This window comes from Undibacterium sp. WLX3042 (genome assembly GCF_049544825.1).
Taxonomy (GTDB): Bacteria; Pseudomonadota; Gammaproteobacteria; order Burkholderiales; family Burkholderiaceae_D; genus Undibacterium.
On sequence record NZ_CP186698.1, the window covers coordinates 3,192,047 to 3,208,932 of the forward strand.

Genomic DNA, 16,886 nt, shown 5'->3' on the forward strand with positions numbered 1-16,886 from the left:
TTATTCTCCTGTCTTTGCCGTGGTCATCAATGTGATAAAGCGATCAAACAGGTAGGCGATATCATGCGGACCTGGAGATGCTTCAGGATGCCCCTGGAAGCAGAAGGCTGGTTTGTCAGTGCGCGCAAAGCCTTGCAGCGAACCATCAAACAAAGACACGTGCGTGACGCGGCAATTTGCTGGCAACGAAGCCGCATCGACCGCAAAACCATGATTCTGTGATGTGATCAATACCTGTTTCGTATCCAGATCCTGCACCGGATGATTAGCGCCGTGATGACCGAATTTCATTTTCAGTGTTTTCGCACCGGACGCGAGTGCCATGATCTGATGACCAAGACAGATGCCAAAGGTAGGAATACCTTTTTCTATCAATTCTTTTGCTGCAGCAATCGCGTAGTCACAAGGCTCAGGATCACCAGGCCCATTCGACAAAAACACACCATCAGGATTCAGCGCCAGCACGTCGGCAGCACTGGATTGCGCGGGCAGTACCGTAACCTTGCAACCGCGTTCCGCCAGCATGCGCAGGATATTGCGCTTGACGCCGAAGTCGAAAGCAACCACGTGGAACTTTGGATCCTTCAACTGATCATAACCCTGACCCAGCACCCACTCTGCTTCAGTCCATTCATATGCCTGTTTGGCAGAAACGACTTTCGCCAGATCCATGCCTGACAGACCTGGGAACGATTTCGCCAGCGCGATCGCTTTTTCAGCATCTGCTCCAACCAGAATCGCACCACCCTGCGCACCATTTTCACGCAAGATACGTGTCAGCTTACGGGTATCAATACCGGCAATAGCGACAATGTTTTGGGACTGGAGGTAAGCAGAGAGGGATTGTTCAGAGCGGAAGTTGGAAACCAGTTGCGGTAAATCTTTGATAATCAGACCAGCGGCGTGGATTTTGTCGGATTCAACGTCTTCAGAATTAACACCGGTATTGCCAATATGCGGATAAGTCAGGGTGACAATTTGAGAACTATAACTGGGATCAGTCAGAATTTCCTGGTAGCCAGTCATGGAAGTGTTAAAAACGACTTCACCAAGAGTATGACCGGCAGCGCCAATAGAATATCCAGTGAAAATGGTTCCATCGGCAAGAGCAAGTATAGCGGTGTCCTGACCGGAACGAAGAAGGGACTGCGGAATGGGCAGCAAGGGCAACTCCTGTATTGTTACCGCCGCTGCGACGCCCCAAGTTGCGTTATCTCAGGCCGGACAATATACGAGCGGCCTGTCAATAAGAATGGAGCGTTGAGAATTTGGGTAGGCGCTACGGCGAGATTTCGAATTAGTTAAACCCTCGAATTATAGCCTAAAACCACCCCTCAGGCAAATCTTAAACCCACGAAAACCCCGTGTTTTATCTCAGTCTCTCGCCCATCCATGAATAAAAACACGGGAAGCCAGGCGCTTATAAACCCAGGGCGGCGATCCCTGCTTTGGCAATTTGTGCATCTTCCTGTGATTTCACACCGGAAACACCAACCGCACCAACACAATACCCGTCAACGAAAATCGGCACACCGCCTTCCAGCATACCCTCAATCAAAGGTGCGCTGAGGAAAGAATAACGTCCGTTATTAATCAGGTCTTCATAAATCTTTGATTCACGCTTACCCATAGCCGCCGTCATCGCCTTGGCAGGAGCGATATGAGCGGAAACAGGTGCAACACCGTCCAGTCGCTGCAACCACATCAGATGTCCACCGTCGTCAACAATGGCGATCACCACTGCCCAATTATTTGCTTTGGCTTCTGCCTCCGCTGCTGCCGCGATTTTTTTTACATCATCCAGCGTCAGAATAGGTTTGGTTTGCATAGTCAGCTCCGTGTTAAGTAGAGCGGCGATTGTACGCGATGCCAAATTTCACCGGAGTAAAAAGTGTTTTTCAATTTTTCAGCCGGAAAATGGACAAGCAATGAAATCAAGCCCTAAAGGTTTACATTATTGAAGACTTCGCTTAAAGTTGATCCGTTTTCTTCAACAAGTGCCAAGATGCTAATAAACGTTTCCAAATTAAAAAGAAATGCCACATTAGTGCTCGTTGCAGCGGCGTTGCAGTTATCCGTCTGCCATCAGGCTCAGGCAAGCGATAATCCCCTCCCTGAATCATCCACTGCGTTCAGCAAACTACAAGAAATCAAACAGCGCGCCTCCGATCTGACCATGAAAGCCATGGACTTCATGGGCATACGCTACAAACGTGGCGGCAGTACACCTGAAAACGGTCTCGATTGCAGCGGTTTCGTACGCCTCGTGTTTAAAGATGCTTTAGGCACCAATCTACCCCGTACCGCAGCTGAAATCAGCCGTGTTGGCGAAAATATTGATCAGAAAGATCTTCAGCCAGGCGATCTGGTGTTCTATAACACATTGCGTCGCGGCTTTTCCCACGTTGGCATTTATCTCGGGGATAATAAATTTATTCACTCTCCTTCTGCCGGCGGTCAGGTACGGATTGAGAGTATGGATATTGCCTACTGGAAAAATCGTTTCAACGGTGCCCGTCGCATTAATGAAAACGACGCCAAGCAATAATCGCAGAAACAGTCGCTTCCATATACTCCCCCTTATTTATCAATAAAAAAGCCTGGTGTCCGCATGAATACCAGGCTTTAAGAGATACTCCCCGGGAGTATCTTTACACTCAATACGGCTGCAGTTATCGCTCCTGCATTGCCCTTAATTTTTGCTTCAGTTCTGGCATTGCCGCCATCGCGGCACGTTCACCCGCCAGTATCGCCAGATTACGTCCGGCAAAATCACTACCCTTCATACTGGGCAATTCAGGGCGTATCACGACATCCGCCTGTTTCAACTCGAACTGATTGATGCTCTGCCCCATAATCGTCACTGTCTGCAGCAAAATATCAATGGTGCTACTGCCGTTTTGTGCTTCTGGCTGCTGAGAGATATTGACGGCAATCACCAGATCTGCACCCATATCCCTGGCAAAACGCACAGGCACAGGAGCCACTAAACCACCATCGACATATTGCCGGTCATTGATGCGCACAGGTTGAAACACTGCCGGCACTGCAGACGACGCACGCACAGCCGTTCCGGTATTTCCCCGCTGGAATAAAACGGCCTGCCCAGTCGAAAGATCAGTTGCAACTGCGCCGAATGGTTTCTTGAGCTTTTCGATAGGCGTCTGATGCACCATGCGATTCACGTACGCTTGCAAAGCATCGCCTTTCAACACGCCACTCGATTTGGCAAACAAAGGCAAAGACCAGTCAGAGATGGTTGCCTCATCCATTTCCAGCGCCATCTTCTGCAACGCGAATCCATTGTTGCCGGCAGCGTACATCGCACCCACAACGCTACCTGCACTTGTGCCTACGACGATATCGGCTTGTATTCCCTGCGATTCCAGCGCTTTAATGACGCCGATGTGAGCAAACCCGCGCGCAGCTCCACCGCCCAGTGCCAGACCGATTCTGACAGGGCGATTCACTTTCACCGCAGGCGTTGCCGTGACCGGCGCCGGCACAACAGTTGGCTGCGTGCTGATACAGGCAGTCAGCAGGCTCAGCGCCGGGACCGCTACAAGCATCGCTGTAAATTTTTTTAATGTTGAAAGATGTTGATTCAGTGCAGAGATGGGAAATGCTGAGAAAGTTGGCATGTGATCAGTCAAAAACAGAAAGGTGAATTACCTCAGAAAAACAATGAAGCAGAATACTTCAATAAATTTAAGTTTCTAGAGCAGAATTATATTTCCAAACGAGGGCTCACGTCCCCGCAACAGAAAACGAGTGAATGATGAACGGACTTCTGCCAGCAACCATAAATTAATAAAAAGAAATTGTTGCTCTGTCATATCATTGACATATTAACCACGGATAATTCCCCGGTCTTTTTGGGAATGAAGACAAAGAATAAAAATTTGTATCTTTGAATGAAATAAGCAATCTATTGCGCAAACGCTGGCAACCGTTTGGATAACTATATTGAGAAAGAGAACATGAAAACAATTTATTGGCTTCCGCCACTGACGGCACTGGCACTGACTGCCTGCGGCACCAGTTCAAATACAGTCAGCGTCATTCCGGAAGGAACTGTATTGAAAGTTGCCTTACTTGAAACGACAGATCTGCATCAGAATATTCTGAGTTATGACTACTACGGTTTAAAAGCAGATACCAGTCTCGGTCTTGAACGCACTGCCGCTCTGATCAATTCGGCTCGCGCAGAAAATCCTAACACCGTGTTACTGGATGACGGCGACGTGATTCAAGGCACCTTGCTGGGCGACTATCAGGCAGTTGCCTCTCCGGTTCCTTGCAGTGGCACAATGGCGATCCACAAAGTAATGAATGCGCTGAAATATGACGGCGCTGGTGTTGGTAATCATGAATTCAACTATGGACTGAACTTCCTCAGCCAGATCACCAACACCGATTTCGGTATGAGTGACGTCACAAAGCCAGTTAACTGCGGCGCGCCAAACTTTCCCGTCGTTCTTGCTAACGTTGTCGGCGTCAGCAGCCAGAAACCTATTTTCAATCCTTACTCCATCATTCCTAAAAAATTCACTGCCACGACACCGGATGGCTCGCCACTGAATGTCACACTGAACGTCGGCATCATGGGTTTTGTTCCGCCACAGATTCTGGATTGGGATCAAAAATATCTGGCAGGCAAAGTCATGGTCAATGGCGCAGTCGAAACAGCGAACAAATACATTCCTGAAATGCGCAACAAGGGCGCAGACCTCGTCGTCGCCTTGTCTCACGGCGGTCTGGACGCGTCTGCCTACAGCCCGAAAATGGAAAATGCGAGCCTGCATCTGACCAATACCGGTATTGATGCCTTAATGGTTGGCCACTCCCACCTGATCTTCCCGAAAGCCAAAGAAGCCAACGGCCCTGCGATCGACGCTTCATTAGCAGCGCTGCCAGCAAGTCAGGTTGATACAGTCAAAGGACTGGTCAATGGCGTTCCTACCGTCATGGCACAAAGCTGGGGACGTCGTCTCGGCATTATTCAGATGGTATTAAAATACCAGGGTGGTAAATGGGTAGTGCAAAAAGATCAGACAAATGTCGAAGCACGTGGCTTTAAATACAAAGACGGCACAACGATCGTTGATGCTGACGCTTCCGTCGCACCACTGGTCGATACTGAGCATAAAGCGGCATTGTCCTACGCGACTCAGCCACTGGGAACAACGACTGACTTTGAAATGTCTGCCTATTTTGCTTTAGTCGGCGACGTCAGTGCGATTCAAATCGTGAATCAGGCACAAATCGATTACGTCAAGAATTTCATTGCTAATTCGACTGACGCGACGATCGCCAGCTACAAAACGATTCCTGTGATTTCCTGCAGCGCGCCATTTAAAGCTGGTCGTAACGGCGCGACAGACTTTACCGATGTCGCACCGACAGCAACAGCCGCTGCACCAGTTGGCCTGCAAGTCCGTAACCCGGGCGACCTGTATTTGTACGGCAACAATAACATTCAGGCAGTCAAGATCAAAGGTTCCGATCTGAAAGCCTGGCTGGAAACCGTGGCAAAACAATTCGCACAAATTAATCCAGTCCTGACCACAGAGCAAGATCTGGTGCCATCTTATGGAACGATCTATAACTACGATGTGTTCTATGCCGAAAACAATGCGCTGACCTATCAGATTGACGTAACGAAAGCCGTTGGCAGCCGTATCGTGAACCTGACCTACGCAGGTAAGCCTATTGCTGACACCGATGATTTCATCGTTGCCACTAACGACTATCGTGCAGCAGGCGGTGGTAATGTCCCCGGCATTGACGGTAGCAAAACCATCATTAAATCACCAGACGCAAATCAGGCTGTCGTCAGTGACTATGTTAAAAAACAAGGCAAACTGACACTGGCTAAAAATGGTTCAGGGAAAAGCTGGAGTTTCGTTAAAACCACAACTGCTGGCCCTGTCATTTTGCGCTCTGCACCTGGCAAACTGGCAATCGCAAGCAATTCAGGTTTAAGCCTAGTGAAATCTGAAGGCGCGCTCGATGCTAATGGTTTCGCCAAATACACGATTGACCTCAGCAAATAATCTCCAGGTCATCTGCACCTGGCAGTATTGCGCGATATAAGCAGTTATGAGCAGTTATGAGCAGTAAGTATGAAGCTGTAATTTAAGCGCTAACCTGCTCCTGGCAACAGGAGCAGGTTTTAATGATCCGAACACCATGAAAAATATTTCCCCCCTCGCTGCCCTCGCCTGCTGCATCTTCCTCGGTGCATGCACACCCGGCATCAATTCCCATCCCGCGACTGCTGAAATTGAATCGACAGGCATGCGTGCGATACAAGCGCAACACCCTGATGCTATCAAAACCCTCAGAGCGTGGGCGAACCAGGGAATAGTCACAGCACAAAGAGAACTCGGCCTGGCGCTTGCAGTACAGGCGGACAAACAGGCAGAAGCAGCGCAATGGCTGGAAAAAGCGGCTCAGGCGGGCGATACCGAGGCGCAATTTGCGTTTGCTGAAGCTAATTACAAAGCCAGGCTCGGTCTTCCGCAAAACCTGAAGCTTGCCTGGAAATGGTATGAAGCGGCCGCAGCAAAAAACAATGCCAAGGCAAGCTTCATGCTGGCACGGATGGCAAAATACGGCGAAGGCACGACGCTGGATCTGCAAAAATCAGTGCACTGGTTACAAGTTGCCAGCAATCAGGGGAATGCACAGGCAATGTTTCTGCTGTCGAATGCATACGCGGATGGCGAGGGTATTGCCAAAGATCCGGTCAAAGCCAGAGCCTGGCTGGAGCGCTCAGCAGAAGGCGATTTTCCACCGGCGATACAGTCACTTGCAATGGAACTGGAAGGCGGGAAAGAACACCACGATCCTGACAAGCTCAGCGCGCGTCACCTGCTGAAAGAAGCGTCAGATGAACGCATGCTGCGCTGGAACAAATTCCAGTAAGCACTGCAAATATTTTCCGAAAAAAAAAGCCTGCAACATGCAGGCTTTTTAATTCACAGACAAAATCTAGCGCGAAGAAACAAGTTTCAAGCCAAAACCGATCAGCGATAAACCTGCCAGCTTTTCGAGAATACGGGTCACAGTCGGATTAGCACGCAGGCGCTCCGCCAGAAAATGCGTCAGCAAGACCGCGGTCAGGCCGTAAATAAACGTCAGAACGGCAATCGTCGTTGCCATGAATCCGAACGTGATGAGCCCCTGATGACGTACAGGATCGACAAATAAAGGGAAAAAAGCCATATAAAACACGATGGCTTTGGGATTCAGCAAAGTGATGGTCAGCGCCTGCTGCATGTAATGATGTGGCTTGATATTTAACACCGGTGCCACGCCCGGTTTTGCCAGCAACATCTTGCCGCCCAGCCAGACAAGATATGCCGCTCCAAGCCACTGCACCGCCTGAAAAGCGGCCGGATAGGAATGCAATACCGCAGCTACACCGGCAACAGCCATCCAGAGCAAGACCTGATCACCGAATATCACGCCAAACGTCGCCGCCAGCCCGCCTTTGATGCCGCCCTTACTGGTCGATGTGATCAAAGCCAGATTACCGGGTCCGGGAATAATCAGTAAGACAATAAATGCGACAACAAACGAACCATAATCAGTAACGCCAAGCATGATAAATCCTTAAATTGAACGAATCAGACCAATATTGCTCTGAACTACGACACATAAACTCATACAGTAAGAGAAAACCTGATCGGCAATCAAGTATTTCTTTGAAGGTCACACGTCACCGACTATCTTCAGGTATTACCTGAACGAACGAATACAGACAGGGGTTCCGCGAAAAAGAGAATGGATAGCCTAGGATAGTTATATGTTTTGTGAATAATTATTATCTAAATATTTGATTTTACGTATTTATTGCAGTGCAGTATAGTTACTCCTGTCTCCTCCAACACCGTCAAGGTTTGGATTTAAGCCCGCCGATGCGGGCTATTTTTTTATCTGCCGCGGTTCCCTCAGTCGTCAATCTTTTGCTGAGTTGCACACAGTTTGATAGCAGCGCAGCGTCCCTGCACTGAGCAATCGCAAAAAAAAAAAACACCCGCAGAGCCAAAGCGTAACGATGTGACCGATATCAGCCGCCCCCCCCCATATTGATTACGACTCAGGTTTTCTGAAAAAAATATCGGTTTGCTGGTTTCTTTCCCTTCTGATTCCACTACTATTCCTACTTTAATTAAATAACGTTAATCAGTCTTTCATCTGTTTTTATCGGAACCTGAGTTTATTTGTCGTACCGACATTACCGTTCACCCATGCCAAGCACTGTTAACTCCTATTCGTTTCAACGTCACATCTGGTACACCCTGTCCTTACTGGTTATTCTGGTCTGCACGTTCACCTTGTCTGTCATATCAGAGAAAACAATAGACGCAGAAAACGAACAGCGACTGATGTCATTTATGCTGGCAGATGAGTTGCGGCAGTCTTCCGATGACCTGACGCGCATGGCGCAGTTGTATGTTGCTTCCGGCGATCTGCGGGAGCAACAGTACTATCAGGACATACTCGATATCCGCGATGGTAAAAAGCCACGGCCGGTGAATTACGGTGGAATATATTGGGATCTCGTGCTTGCAACCGGGAAATCGCCGACACCGGACAGCCCCCAGAAAAAACCCCTGCTGGAACTGATGCGTGATGCGGGTTTCACGATCGAGGAACTGAATACTCTGTCAGAGGCCAAGGTTTTTTCAGACCGGCTGACACAAACCGAGCGCGAGGCGATGCGCTTACGTCAATCAGAGAACGGGAAAGAGAGAGCGATTCAGATGTTGCACGACGCCGCTTACCTGAATGCCAAGGCTGACATCATGAAGCCGATTGAGCATTTTTATGATCTGATGACAACACGAACAAATAATGCAGTCCGCAGTGCAGAGCGTCGTGCTTTATTCATCCGGATTGTATTCATTGGTCTGGCTCTGTTATTGCTTCTAATGCTGTACCGCACGTCACGTGCACTCAGAATCATTATGGGTGGCGCAGTCAGTGAGGTACATGCTGAAATCACACGTATCGGCACCGGCGACTTCAGCAAACCATTGTCTGTGAAGGAGCGAATTCCCGGCTCTGTGCTCAGCCGGCTGGCCGAAATGCAAAATAAGCTCAAACAGATTACAGATCAGCATCAGCAGGCGCAGGCAGAATTAAGTCAGAGTGAAGCCAATCTGAAAATCGCCCAGCAACTGGCTCAGATAGGAAACTGGGATATCAGCCGGGATACAGGGCTGGTTTTCTGGTCAGACGAGGTCTACCGTATTTTCGAAGTCAGCCCCGATACCTTTACTCCTTCGGAATCGTCCTTTGTTGAGGCTACCCATCCGGACGACAGGGCTTTGCTCAGCACTACTTATAACGATGTCATTCAAAACAAGACCGCGTATGAAATAACCCGGCGTCTGTTATTGAAAAACGGACAGATTAAGTACATTAACGAACGTGGTAAGCCTGTTTATCAGGAGGACGGGCATCTGCTGCGCCTCATCGGCACGGTACAGGATGTCACAGCCAGTAAGCTCAGTGAACTGGCGTTAAAACGACTCAATCGCGATTTGCGCTTGCTCAGCGACTGCAACATGGCGCTCGTGCGCGCCGAAGATGAGCATACATTGCTCAATGAAATCAGTCGCTTGTGCGTCGAGAGTGGCGGTTATCTGATGGCATGGGTTGGATACGCTGAGTATGACGATGCACGCACAGTGAAACCTGTAGCACGCTCTGGTTACGAAAATGGCTATCTCGACGGTATCACTATTTCCTGGGGCGACAATGCATTTGGCAGCGGCCCGGTCGGTTCTGCGATCAGAAACGGTTTGCCGACGACAATTCAGAATGTATTGACGGACGACAGAATGCAGCCATGGCGTTCAGCAGCGATGCAGCGAGGTTATCAGTCTAGTATCGGCCTGCCACTGATACATAACGAGCATACGATAGGCGCGCTCACCCTGTATTCCAGCGAGGCCAGTGCTTTTGACGCGGAGGAAATCCGGCTCTTGATGGAACTGGCGAACGATCTGGCATTTGGCATCATTAACCTGCGCACCCGCGCGGCGCATGCAGAAGCCAAGTTGAAACTGGATTTTCTGGCCAACTTCGACTCCCTGACCCACCTGCCGAACCGCACATTACTGCAAGACCGCTTTGAACATGCGGCGATCATCGCCGCCAGTGAAAACACGATCGTTTCGCTGCTGTATCTCGATCTGGATCACTTTAAACATATTAATGACAGCCTCGGCTACGCGACTGGCGACCGGGTACTGATCAAGGTCGTTGAACGCCTGCGTCAGTGCATACCGGAAACTGCCACCATCAGCAGACTGAGCGGGGACGAATTCGTTGTTCTTCTGACTGGCAAACGCGATGCGATCGGTATCGCGGGAGTGGCTAATGCGATCAGTGATATCTTTGTCGATCCCATCGATATCGACGGCAATGTGCTGAATGTTTCCTGCTCTATCGGTATCGGTCTGTTCCCTGAGGACGGCAAAGATTTTGACACCCTGCTCAAAAACACACATGCCGCGGTCGATAGCGCAAAAGATGCCGGGCGCAATACCTATTGCTTTTTCTCGCACGAGATGAATGCCGGTCTGACAGAGCAAATCAGACTGACCGGCGGATTGGTCCATGCGTTACGCAATCAGGAATTCCGCATTTACTATCAACCGCAGTCTGATATCCATAGCGGAAAAATCATCGGTGCTGAAGCACTGCTGCGCTGGCAGCATCCGGTCGATGGCTTGATTTCACCGGGTAAATTCATCAATCTGGCGGAGCGTAGTGGTCATATTATTCCCATCGGCGAATGGGTGCTGAATGAAGCCTGCCGTCAGGCCGCTACCTGGTTACGCGACTATCCGGATGCACCGGTCGTCGCCGTCAATCTGTCTGCCTTACAGTTTAAACGCGGCAAAATCCTCGATGTGGTTGCCAATGCACTGACGCAATCGGGTTTACCTCCACAACAACTGGAGCTAGAGCTGACGGAATCGATCTTATTGCAGGACGTGGGCACCACCATAAAAATCCTGCACGGCCTGAAAAATCTCGGCGTCAAACTCTCAATTGATGACTTCGGCACCGGTTATTCCAGTCTGTCTTACCTGAAGCAGCTGGCCGTCGATAAACTGAAAATTGATCAGTCGTTTGTCCGCGACATGCTGACCAGCAGCGACGGTGCGGCTATTGTCAAAACCATCATCCAGCTCGGACACAACCTGCAACTGACCGTCATTGCCGAAGGCGTTGAAACGCAGGAACAACTCGCATTCCTGACTGAATACGGATGCGACGAAGTACAGGGATATTTACTCAATCATCCTTTACCATTCAGCGAATTCAGCCGTTTGCTCGCCGGGCGTTCCTGATTCTGACGAATCAATCGCTCAGAAACGCCGGTGTTCACGCGGCTCAAACACGGGGTCCGGGCCGTTTTCCAGTTTGCGCACGATGCCATCCTGATCGAAATAAACCGCCATCAATGAATTCCAGACGCCGCTCTCCTTGTACGGATATGACCATGCTTCCAGCCCGACTCTGGAGTAATACACATGTTCGTACGGCGCCCCCAGAATTTTTAAGACCGCAGCTTTATCGGACACGCCCAGTTTGATTTCGGCAAATTTCTGCTCCGTCAGGACTTGCTCATAGGAGATCACTTTGCCATCAGCAGCAACCCTGACCATATGCGTCGCCTGCGCTCTGCGGCCATGCATATACTCGAGCAAATGCGTTGCACCATCCTGATAAACATCGGTCGGATTACCCAGTCTGGTCGTCACTTCGCTTTCCGTTTGCAACGCGGCGACATCCACCGAGCGCCAGCTTGCACAAGAACTTAAAACAGCGACAAGGCTGATTGCAGCGAGCCTGATCATGGTGTTCATTTTGAGTGTTTTCATCTTCAATCGAAAATAGTGAATCTGATTGCGGTGCTACTCAGCAAAATCATGCAACAGGTGAATCGTACACCTTTACGCCATTCGCTTCAGCTTGCCATTCCCCCGAGACACCGCTGACTCTGCGAGAGCGGCGCAATCAGCGCCGGATTTTTCGCTACTGATATGGCAAATCAATGTGAGAAAAAATCAACAACTGTAATAAAAATCCACAGATCACCGGCAAAAATGCTAATTTACCCAACTGAAGATCAGATGACATGATTTCAGTCTGCAAGAGATCAGTAACGACGGTATGCAGTATTTCAGAATGGCTCCAGTAGTTCATCATTCGGCGAGGTCATATGCAAATCGACATTTATCAAAGCGTCACTCAACCAAAAAAGCACCTGTCTGTCGCCGCGGATACCGACGTCAAGCTGCTCAATCTGGAAGATCATGACTATGCCAATGTCAGGCTGATACAACGTGGTTTTGACACGCTGGGGTTGGCCAGACCTGCCGGTCTCGATATTTCCGCTGCCATCGCGGGCATAGAGAGTGAAGGTTATTATCTGCACAGCGCCGATATCGAAATCGGCTGGGAACAGCAATCCTGACACTAACGCCAACAGGCTTGAGCACCTGAAAGGAGACCATCTTGAGAACGTTTAAAACCGGTAATTTCGAGATCACCTTTGAGCACGATATTCAGGATAACGCGATCATCGCCCCTTATGCCACGATCAGGAATTTACTGACCGGGGAAGAAGGCGGTGTGCTGGAGCTTGACATGATCTGTCAGACCGAGCCGCAAGCGGATGAAGAAGTCATCCGTGAAGCAAAACACAGAATCGCCACGGGTCAATGGCGTGACTGAGCCGGAACACATTTGATTGCCACCCGAAGTAAAAATGCAAAAAACAAGAAAATATACTGGGGGGAGTATATTTTCGTGCCCTTTATTTATGCAGACATGAAGCCGAAACCGGCGGATACTCCCCTGTTTTTACTAAATCGCTGATTCAGGCGATGTCTGTGGCAACGCTCTGAATACGATCATCTGGCAGCGCGGAATTGCTGATATTTCTGCATCAGGGCATCATATAACGCGCTGCCGCTGCGGGCGTAACCCTCTTCCGTAAAATGCACCAGATCAGGCCGCGCCAGTGGCGGGTTGGCCTCCGCATAGCGCTGTATCGCGCAATCACTGCCCATCGCCGCCGCCCAATCCCAGTACAATAATTTTTCAGCGACCGCGGTTTCACGCTGTATGGTTTGTACGGTACGTAATGCCATCGGTAATTTATAGCGGCACCCTGCACTTTCACCCGGCCCGATCTTTTTCGCTGAATTCGGCGCACCGATCAACAAAATCGCCGCCTCAGGCGCAGCGCTGCGTAATTGCCGTATGGTTGTTTGCAAATCCAATCGGTAAGCGTCAAAGTCAGGTTTGCTATCAAACGCTTCGTTGGTTCCATACGACAAAATCAACAACTGCGGACGACGCCAACGCAACTGATCGCGCACCGCCTCTGGTTGCCAGCGGCTGATTACCCGTTGCGTCGCCCCGACGATGCCCAGCGCATCAACACTGATTCCGGGCGCAATCGCATCAATCGCAATACCGCCCAGCTCCGCTGGATTGCCCTCGGAACGCAGAAATAAACTATTGAGTTCCGCTCCGCTGCCGATCACATAGCTGACCTGCCAATCATTGCCAACTGGTGGCGCCAGATCGCGGATATCGCCATCTGGAAAAGCCAGTTTCCAGCCGCCTGCGGCTTGATCAGACACTTTGCGTGACCAGATGCTGACGCGATAGATACCGTTCAGTGGCTGTTTCGGTACAATTTCCATGTAAGCACCTGAGGACGGCATGCTGGCAACACCGCCAAGCGGAAAATTTTCCGGATTCGCACGGCTGATACGGGTATTCCACTGTCCAGCCATTTTCATCAAGACCTGCGCAGAACGCTGGTTTTTCACATAACCTGGCGTGATCCAGCCTATGCCCGCGTTGCCGAAACGCTGCTGCAGACGCTCGCGATACGCCTGGGTAAAATAATCGCCGCCGGTATGAGAATCGCCCAGTTGCAGAATGTGAATGACATCCTTACTTTCGCCGCGTTCCAGCGCCGCCAGTTGACGCCACAGCCGCGCCGCATTCGGATCACCGTAATCATGCAAGACGCTGGCACTGGCCACGGATGACAAAAGAAAGAGCGGCAATAGTGCTGATGCCAGACGCCGCCATAAAAAAGGGATGATCACAAAGGCTTACTCACGATTGGTAGAGCAAATTGACGCAAAATCAGATCACTCAGAATTTTCTGTCCGGCACGGGTGAAATGGATGCCGTCTTCATTGCGGACAGTCACGGTTTTCCCGTCCTCTTTCGTAATCGATTTCTGATAGGTGTCGGCATTATCGCTTAATAGTTCACGGGTCGATAAATAACGCGAAGCACTGTCTTTGATCGCCGCAGAAAACAGCTGGTTCAGGACTTTAACACCACGGTTGATATTTTCCCGCCCCATATTCGGCGCACCCAGCCAGATCACGCGGATATGCTGAGCATGGGCGTATCTGATGATACTCTCCACTCTGGACGCGTAGGTCGATTGCCATTTCTCGCTGCCGAAGCGTTCATATTTGTTGCCAAACACCATATCCCAGGTATCGTTCGCACCAAGAAATACCACCAGCACCGAAATGCGCTCTTTGCTGATTGTGTTCTTAATCGTCGTTGGCCAGTCAAAATAACCAGGATAAGTCAGTCCGGTACTCTGACGACTCAGATCCAGTGACTTCACATTCCCATTTTGCAGCGCCCGCGCAACGTGCGGGGCCACGCCCTGCATCATGGAGTCCCCGACCAGCAGCACTTTATCGCTGGGGCTGAGTACAATACGCCCCTCCTCATCCAGAGACGCAAACTGACTTAAAGGCGTAACGCGATTTTCTTCCGTCCCAGCCTGGGCTGGCGCTGTATTCTGTGTATCCGGCTTTGCACCCTGTAACGCCCCAGTGCTCAGCCCCGCCGTTTTTTCTCTTTCTTTTGCACCCAGCCCGGCAAGGCTGTCAGGTTCCGCATCGCTATTCTTACCCGCTTTTCTGACTTCGTCTGGGGTGGTCGATAACCTGGATGAAATTCCATCAGTATGTGTCTTCAGAGCCAGTCCATTTGTTGCCTGTGCCTGTTGAACCGGCTCTTCCTTTTGTACGAGAGCAGATTTGCCCAGCCACAGCACATTCGTGGCAAGCATCAGACGCTCGTGCGTCTCCGCCAGTGTATCGATCTGCTGCTCTAAGGTTCGTGCCACGATGCGGGTGATGTCCATTCCGCTGCGCCATAATTCATGATCTGACATACGGCTCAGTCCTAATTCACTGTGCCGCGTCTGCTGCCAGTAGGTATCGAGCGCATCTTGCCGCAACCAGAATAATAAACCCAGTGTCAGCGCAATCACCGCCAGTGTCGGTACCGCAGCGGTATCGGCCTTCTTCGCTTTCAGCGGTGTGCCCGCTTGTGTTTTTATTTTTGTTTTCACCTTCGCCATCATGCGAACTCTTCTTCAGAATACTCAGTAGGAATAATATAAAAATGCCGGCACCCCTGATGGCCCAAGCAAATTGATCAGTAATACCAGAAACGCGAGTAGCACGGGTTTCAGGATCAAAGGCGTTTTTTCCAACAAACCCAGACTGCTGTCACGCACTTGTTCAAAGTAATACGAGCCCCAGAAAAAGAGCAATAACAAGGCACATCCGCCAAGCACATTGAGCTCGATAGCACCATCGTGACGGGTAAAGCCGGACAGATAATTCAGTGCTTCCTGCCAGCCATCGGCACGAAAAAATATCCAGGCGACGCAGACGAAATGGAAGGTAATCACACCACTGAGAAAGCCGTCCGCTTTGCGTTCGGTGATTTTCTCCAGCACGTTTTGTGCAACCATACCCAGCCCGTGCAATGCCCCCCAGATCAGGTATTTAATGGCAGCGCCATGCCATATGCCGCTGATCAGCATGGAAGTGAGAATCGTCATCTGCGTCATCCACCAGCCGTGACGATTACCTCCCATCGGGATATAAACGTAATCCCGTATCCAGGTCGAGAGTGAGATATGCCAGCGCCGCCAGAATTCACGCAGATTAACCGCCAGATACGGTAAATTAAAATTCTGATTCAACTGGTATCCCAGCAGCATTGCCATTGCAATCACCAGATCGGAATAACCGCTGAAATCAAAATAAATCTGAATCGCAAATGCGTACATACCTAACAGCAGCTCGATCCCCTGATATGCATCGGGGTTCGCAAACAAAGGATTGACCCAGGTTGTCGCAATCCAGCTTGCCAGCCAGACTTTTTTAATCAATGCGGAAAGTAATAACCAGAAGATACGGTCAGGCTGCCGGATCTGACGCACTGATTGTTGTTCAATCTGCGTCAGCAGTGTGCCCGGCCTACAGATGGGGCCCGCCATCAGTGTTGGGAAAAATGCGAGATACAGTGCGCTGTCGAGCGGACTCGCAGGTTCACGCTCACCGTGGCCAACGGCGACAATATAAGCAATGGCTTGAAACGTATAAAACGAAATACCGACCGGCAGAATAATATCGAGTGCAGGAATCAGCCAGTCTGACTGCAGGGCGCTGGCGGCGAGCTGAAAACCTTCGCGAAAAAAATCAAAATATTTAAAAACCGCCAGATTGAGAACAGAGGCAGTAATGCCGGCAACAGTCAGTTTTTTTCTATGCTGCGGCCAGCGCCGTACCACTGCAAACAGCAATAGTAACGACACCGTATAACACGTCAGCGTCGCGCTGAAACGCCAGTCCAGCGATGCATAAATGGCGTAAGAAGCGAGCAGCAAAGCGAATTTTTGTGCGGAACTCCAACGTGCCAGCGCCCAGTAAAGTAATAGAAACAACAAAAAGCAAACAGCAAATTCGGGCGACAGGTAACTCATGCTAGCTTAGGAGACAAAA

14 protein-coding genes are annotated in these 16,886 nt (G+C 50.2%); 6 read left to right on the top strand and 8 right to left on the bottom strand.

Annotated features, from left to right (window positions below):
• Together carA and ACPAOP_RS14440 are read right to left on the bottom strand one after the other, a co-directional pair.
• On the bottom strand, nt 1–1,155 hold the full coding sequence (gene carA, locus ACPAOP_RS14435) for a glutamine-hydrolyzing carbamoyl-phosphate synthase small subunit (protein WP_423710028.1): 1,155 nt from the start codon (nt 1,153–1,155) through the stop codon (nt 1–3).
• A gap of 265 nt (nt 1,156–1,420) precedes the next feature.
• Nucleotides 1,421–1,828, bottom strand: coding sequence for a GlcG/HbpS family heme-binding protein (locus ACPAOP_RS14440; RefSeq protein WP_423681735.1), 408 nt, complete (start codon nt 1,826–1,828; stop codon nt 1,421–1,423).
• A 177-nt stretch (nt 1,829–2,005) separates the two neighbouring features.
• On the opposite strand from ACPAOP_RS14440, the gene ACPAOP_RS14445 reads away from it, so the two are divergent.
• The gene (locus tag ACPAOP_RS14445) at nt 2,006–2,548 is read left to right on the top strand and encodes a C40 family peptidase (protein ID WP_423708481.1); all 543 of its coding nucleotides are present in this window, start codon (nt 2,006–2,008) and stop codon (nt 2,546–2,548) included.
• Between the two features lie 124 nt (nt 2,549–2,672).
• Here ACPAOP_RS14445 and ACPAOP_RS14450 read toward each other — a convergent pair whose 3' ends face one another.
• Complete coding sequence (locus ACPAOP_RS14450; protein WP_423681733.1) at nt 2,673–3,569, bottom strand: patatin-like phospholipase family protein; 897 nt, start codon at nt 3,567–3,569, stop codon at nt 2,673–2,675.
• 411 nt (nt 3,570–3,980) lie between these two features.
• Here ACPAOP_RS14450 and ACPAOP_RS14455 point away from each other — a divergent pair, with 411 nt between their 5' ends.
• Both ACPAOP_RS14455 and ACPAOP_RS14460 read left to right on the top strand, forming a co-directional pair.
• Entirely contained in the window at nt 3,981–6,056 is a 2,076-nt protein-coding gene (locus ACPAOP_RS14455; protein ID WP_423708482.1) for a bifunctional 2',3'-cyclic-nucleotide 2'-phosphodiesterase/3'-nucleotidase, read from the top strand.
• 136 nt (nt 6,057–6,192) lie between these two features.
• Nucleotides 6,193–6,930 carry a tetratricopeptide repeat protein gene (locus ACPAOP_RS14460; RefSeq protein WP_423681730.1) on the top strand — a complete coding sequence of 246 codons (738 nt, stop codon included), beginning with the start codon at nt 6,193–6,195 and terminating at the stop codon, nt 6,928–6,930.
• A 66-nt stretch (nt 6,931–6,996) separates the two neighbouring features.
• Here ACPAOP_RS14460 and ACPAOP_RS14465 read toward each other — a convergent pair whose 3' ends face one another.
• Nucleotides 6,997–7,611 (bottom strand): LysE family transporter, encoded by a 615-nt coding sequence (locus ACPAOP_RS14465; protein ID WP_423681729.1) that lies wholly within the window; start codon nt 7,609–7,611, stop codon nt 6,997–6,999.
• Between the two features lie 647 nt (nt 7,612–8,258).
• Between ACPAOP_RS14465 and ACPAOP_RS14470 the strand changes: the two genes are divergently transcribed.
• A complete protein-coding gene (locus ACPAOP_RS14470) occupies nt 8,259–11,378 on the top strand; it encodes a bifunctional diguanylate cyclase/phosphodiesterase (protein ID WP_423708483.1) in 3,120 nt (1,039 codons plus the stop codon).
• An 18-nt stretch (nt 11,379–11,396) separates the two neighbouring features.
• On the opposite strand, the gene bamE is transcribed toward ACPAOP_RS14470, so the two are convergent.
• Entirely contained in the window at nt 11,397–11,912 is a 516-nt protein-coding gene (gene bamE, locus ACPAOP_RS14475; RefSeq protein WP_423708484.1) for an outer membrane protein assembly factor BamE domain-containing protein, read from the bottom strand.
• A 341-nt stretch (nt 11,913–12,253) separates the two neighbouring features.
• On the opposite strand from bamE, the gene ACPAOP_RS14480 reads away from it, so the two are divergent.
• Both ACPAOP_RS14480 and ACPAOP_RS14485 read left to right on the top strand, forming a co-directional pair.
• Nucleotides 12,254–12,508 carry a hypothetical protein gene (locus tag ACPAOP_RS14480; protein WP_423708485.1) on the top strand — a complete coding sequence of 85 codons (255 nt, stop codon included), beginning with the start codon at nt 12,254–12,256 and terminating at the stop codon, nt 12,506–12,508.
• 41 nt (nt 12,509–12,549) lie between these two features.
• Nucleotides 12,550–12,768: a hypothetical protein gene (locus ACPAOP_RS14485; protein WP_423681723.1), complete on the top strand. Its 219-nt coding sequence runs from the start codon at nt 12,550–12,552 to the stop codon at nt 12,766–12,768.
• A 179-nt stretch (nt 12,769–12,947) separates the two neighbouring features.
• Here ACPAOP_RS14485 and ACPAOP_RS14490 read toward each other — a convergent pair whose 3' ends face one another.
• From ACPAOP_RS14490 to ACPAOP_RS14500, 3 genes are read right to left on the bottom strand one after another with little or no spacing between them, the layout of a single operon-like run.
• On the bottom strand, nt 12,948–14,162 hold the full coding sequence (locus ACPAOP_RS14490; protein ID WP_423708486.1) for an SGNH/GDSL hydrolase family protein: 1,215 nt from the start codon (nt 14,160–14,162) through the stop codon (nt 12,948–12,950).
• Nucleotides 14,159–15,451 carry a DUF459 domain-containing protein gene (locus ACPAOP_RS14495; protein WP_423708487.1) on the bottom strand — a complete coding sequence of 431 codons (1,293 nt, stop codon included), beginning with the start codon at nt 15,449–15,451 and terminating at the stop codon, nt 14,159–14,161. Before ACPAOP_RS14495 ends, ACPAOP_RS14490 begins: the two co-directional genes overlap by 4 nt.
• A gap of 24 nt (nt 15,452–15,475) precedes the next feature.
• Complete coding sequence (locus ACPAOP_RS14500; RefSeq protein WP_423708488.1) at nt 15,476–16,867, bottom strand: MBOAT family O-acyltransferase; 1,392 nt, start codon at nt 16,865–16,867, stop codon at nt 15,476–15,478.
• Nucleotides 16,868–16,886: the final 19 nt, after the last annotated feature.

Excerpts from the sequence above, each read along its gene's own strand:
- ACPAOP_RS14465 (WP_423681729.1), bottom strand. The coding sequence starts at position 7,611 with ATGCTTGGCGTTACTGATTATGGTTCGTTTGTTGTCGCATTTATTGTC.
- ACPAOP_RS14440 (WP_423681735.1), bottom strand. The coding sequence starts at position 1,828 with ATGCAAACCAAACCTATTCTGACGCTGGATGATGTAAAAAAAATCGCG.
- ACPAOP_RS14450 (WP_423681733.1), bottom strand. The coding sequence starts at position 3,569 with ATGCTTGTAGCGGTCCCGGCGCTGAGCCTGCTGACTGCCTGTATCAGC.
- ACPAOP_RS14480 (WP_423708485.1), top strand. The coding sequence starts at position 12,254 with ATGCAAATCGACATTTATCAAAGCGTCACTCAACCAAAAAAGCACCTG.
- ACPAOP_RS14500 (WP_423708488.1), bottom strand. The coding sequence starts at position 16,867 with ATGAGTTACCTGTCGCCCGAATTTGCTGTTTGCTTTTTGTTGTTTCTA.
- bamE (WP_423708484.1), bottom strand. The coding sequence starts at position 11,912 with ATGAAAACACTCAAAATGAACACCATGATCAGGCTCGCTGCAATCAGC.
- ACPAOP_RS14455 (WP_423708482.1), top strand. The coding sequence starts at position 3,981 with ATGAAAACAATTTATTGGCTTCCGCCACTGACGGCACTGGCACTGACT.
- ACPAOP_RS14460 (WP_423681730.1), top strand. The coding sequence starts at position 6,193 with ATGAAAAATATTTCCCCCCTCGCTGCCCTCGCCTGCTGCATCTTCCTC.
- ACPAOP_RS14470 (WP_423708483.1), top strand. The coding sequence starts at position 8,259 with ATGCCAAGCACTGTTAACTCCTATTCGTTTCAACGTCACATCTGGTAC.
- ACPAOP_RS14445 (WP_423708481.1), top strand. The coding sequence starts at position 2,006 with ATGCTAATAAACGTTTCCAAATTAAAAAGAAATGCCACATTAGTGCTC.
- ACPAOP_RS14495 (WP_423708487.1), bottom strand. The coding sequence starts at position 15,451 with ATGGCGAAGGTGAAAACAAAAATAAAAACACAAGCGGGCACACCGCTG.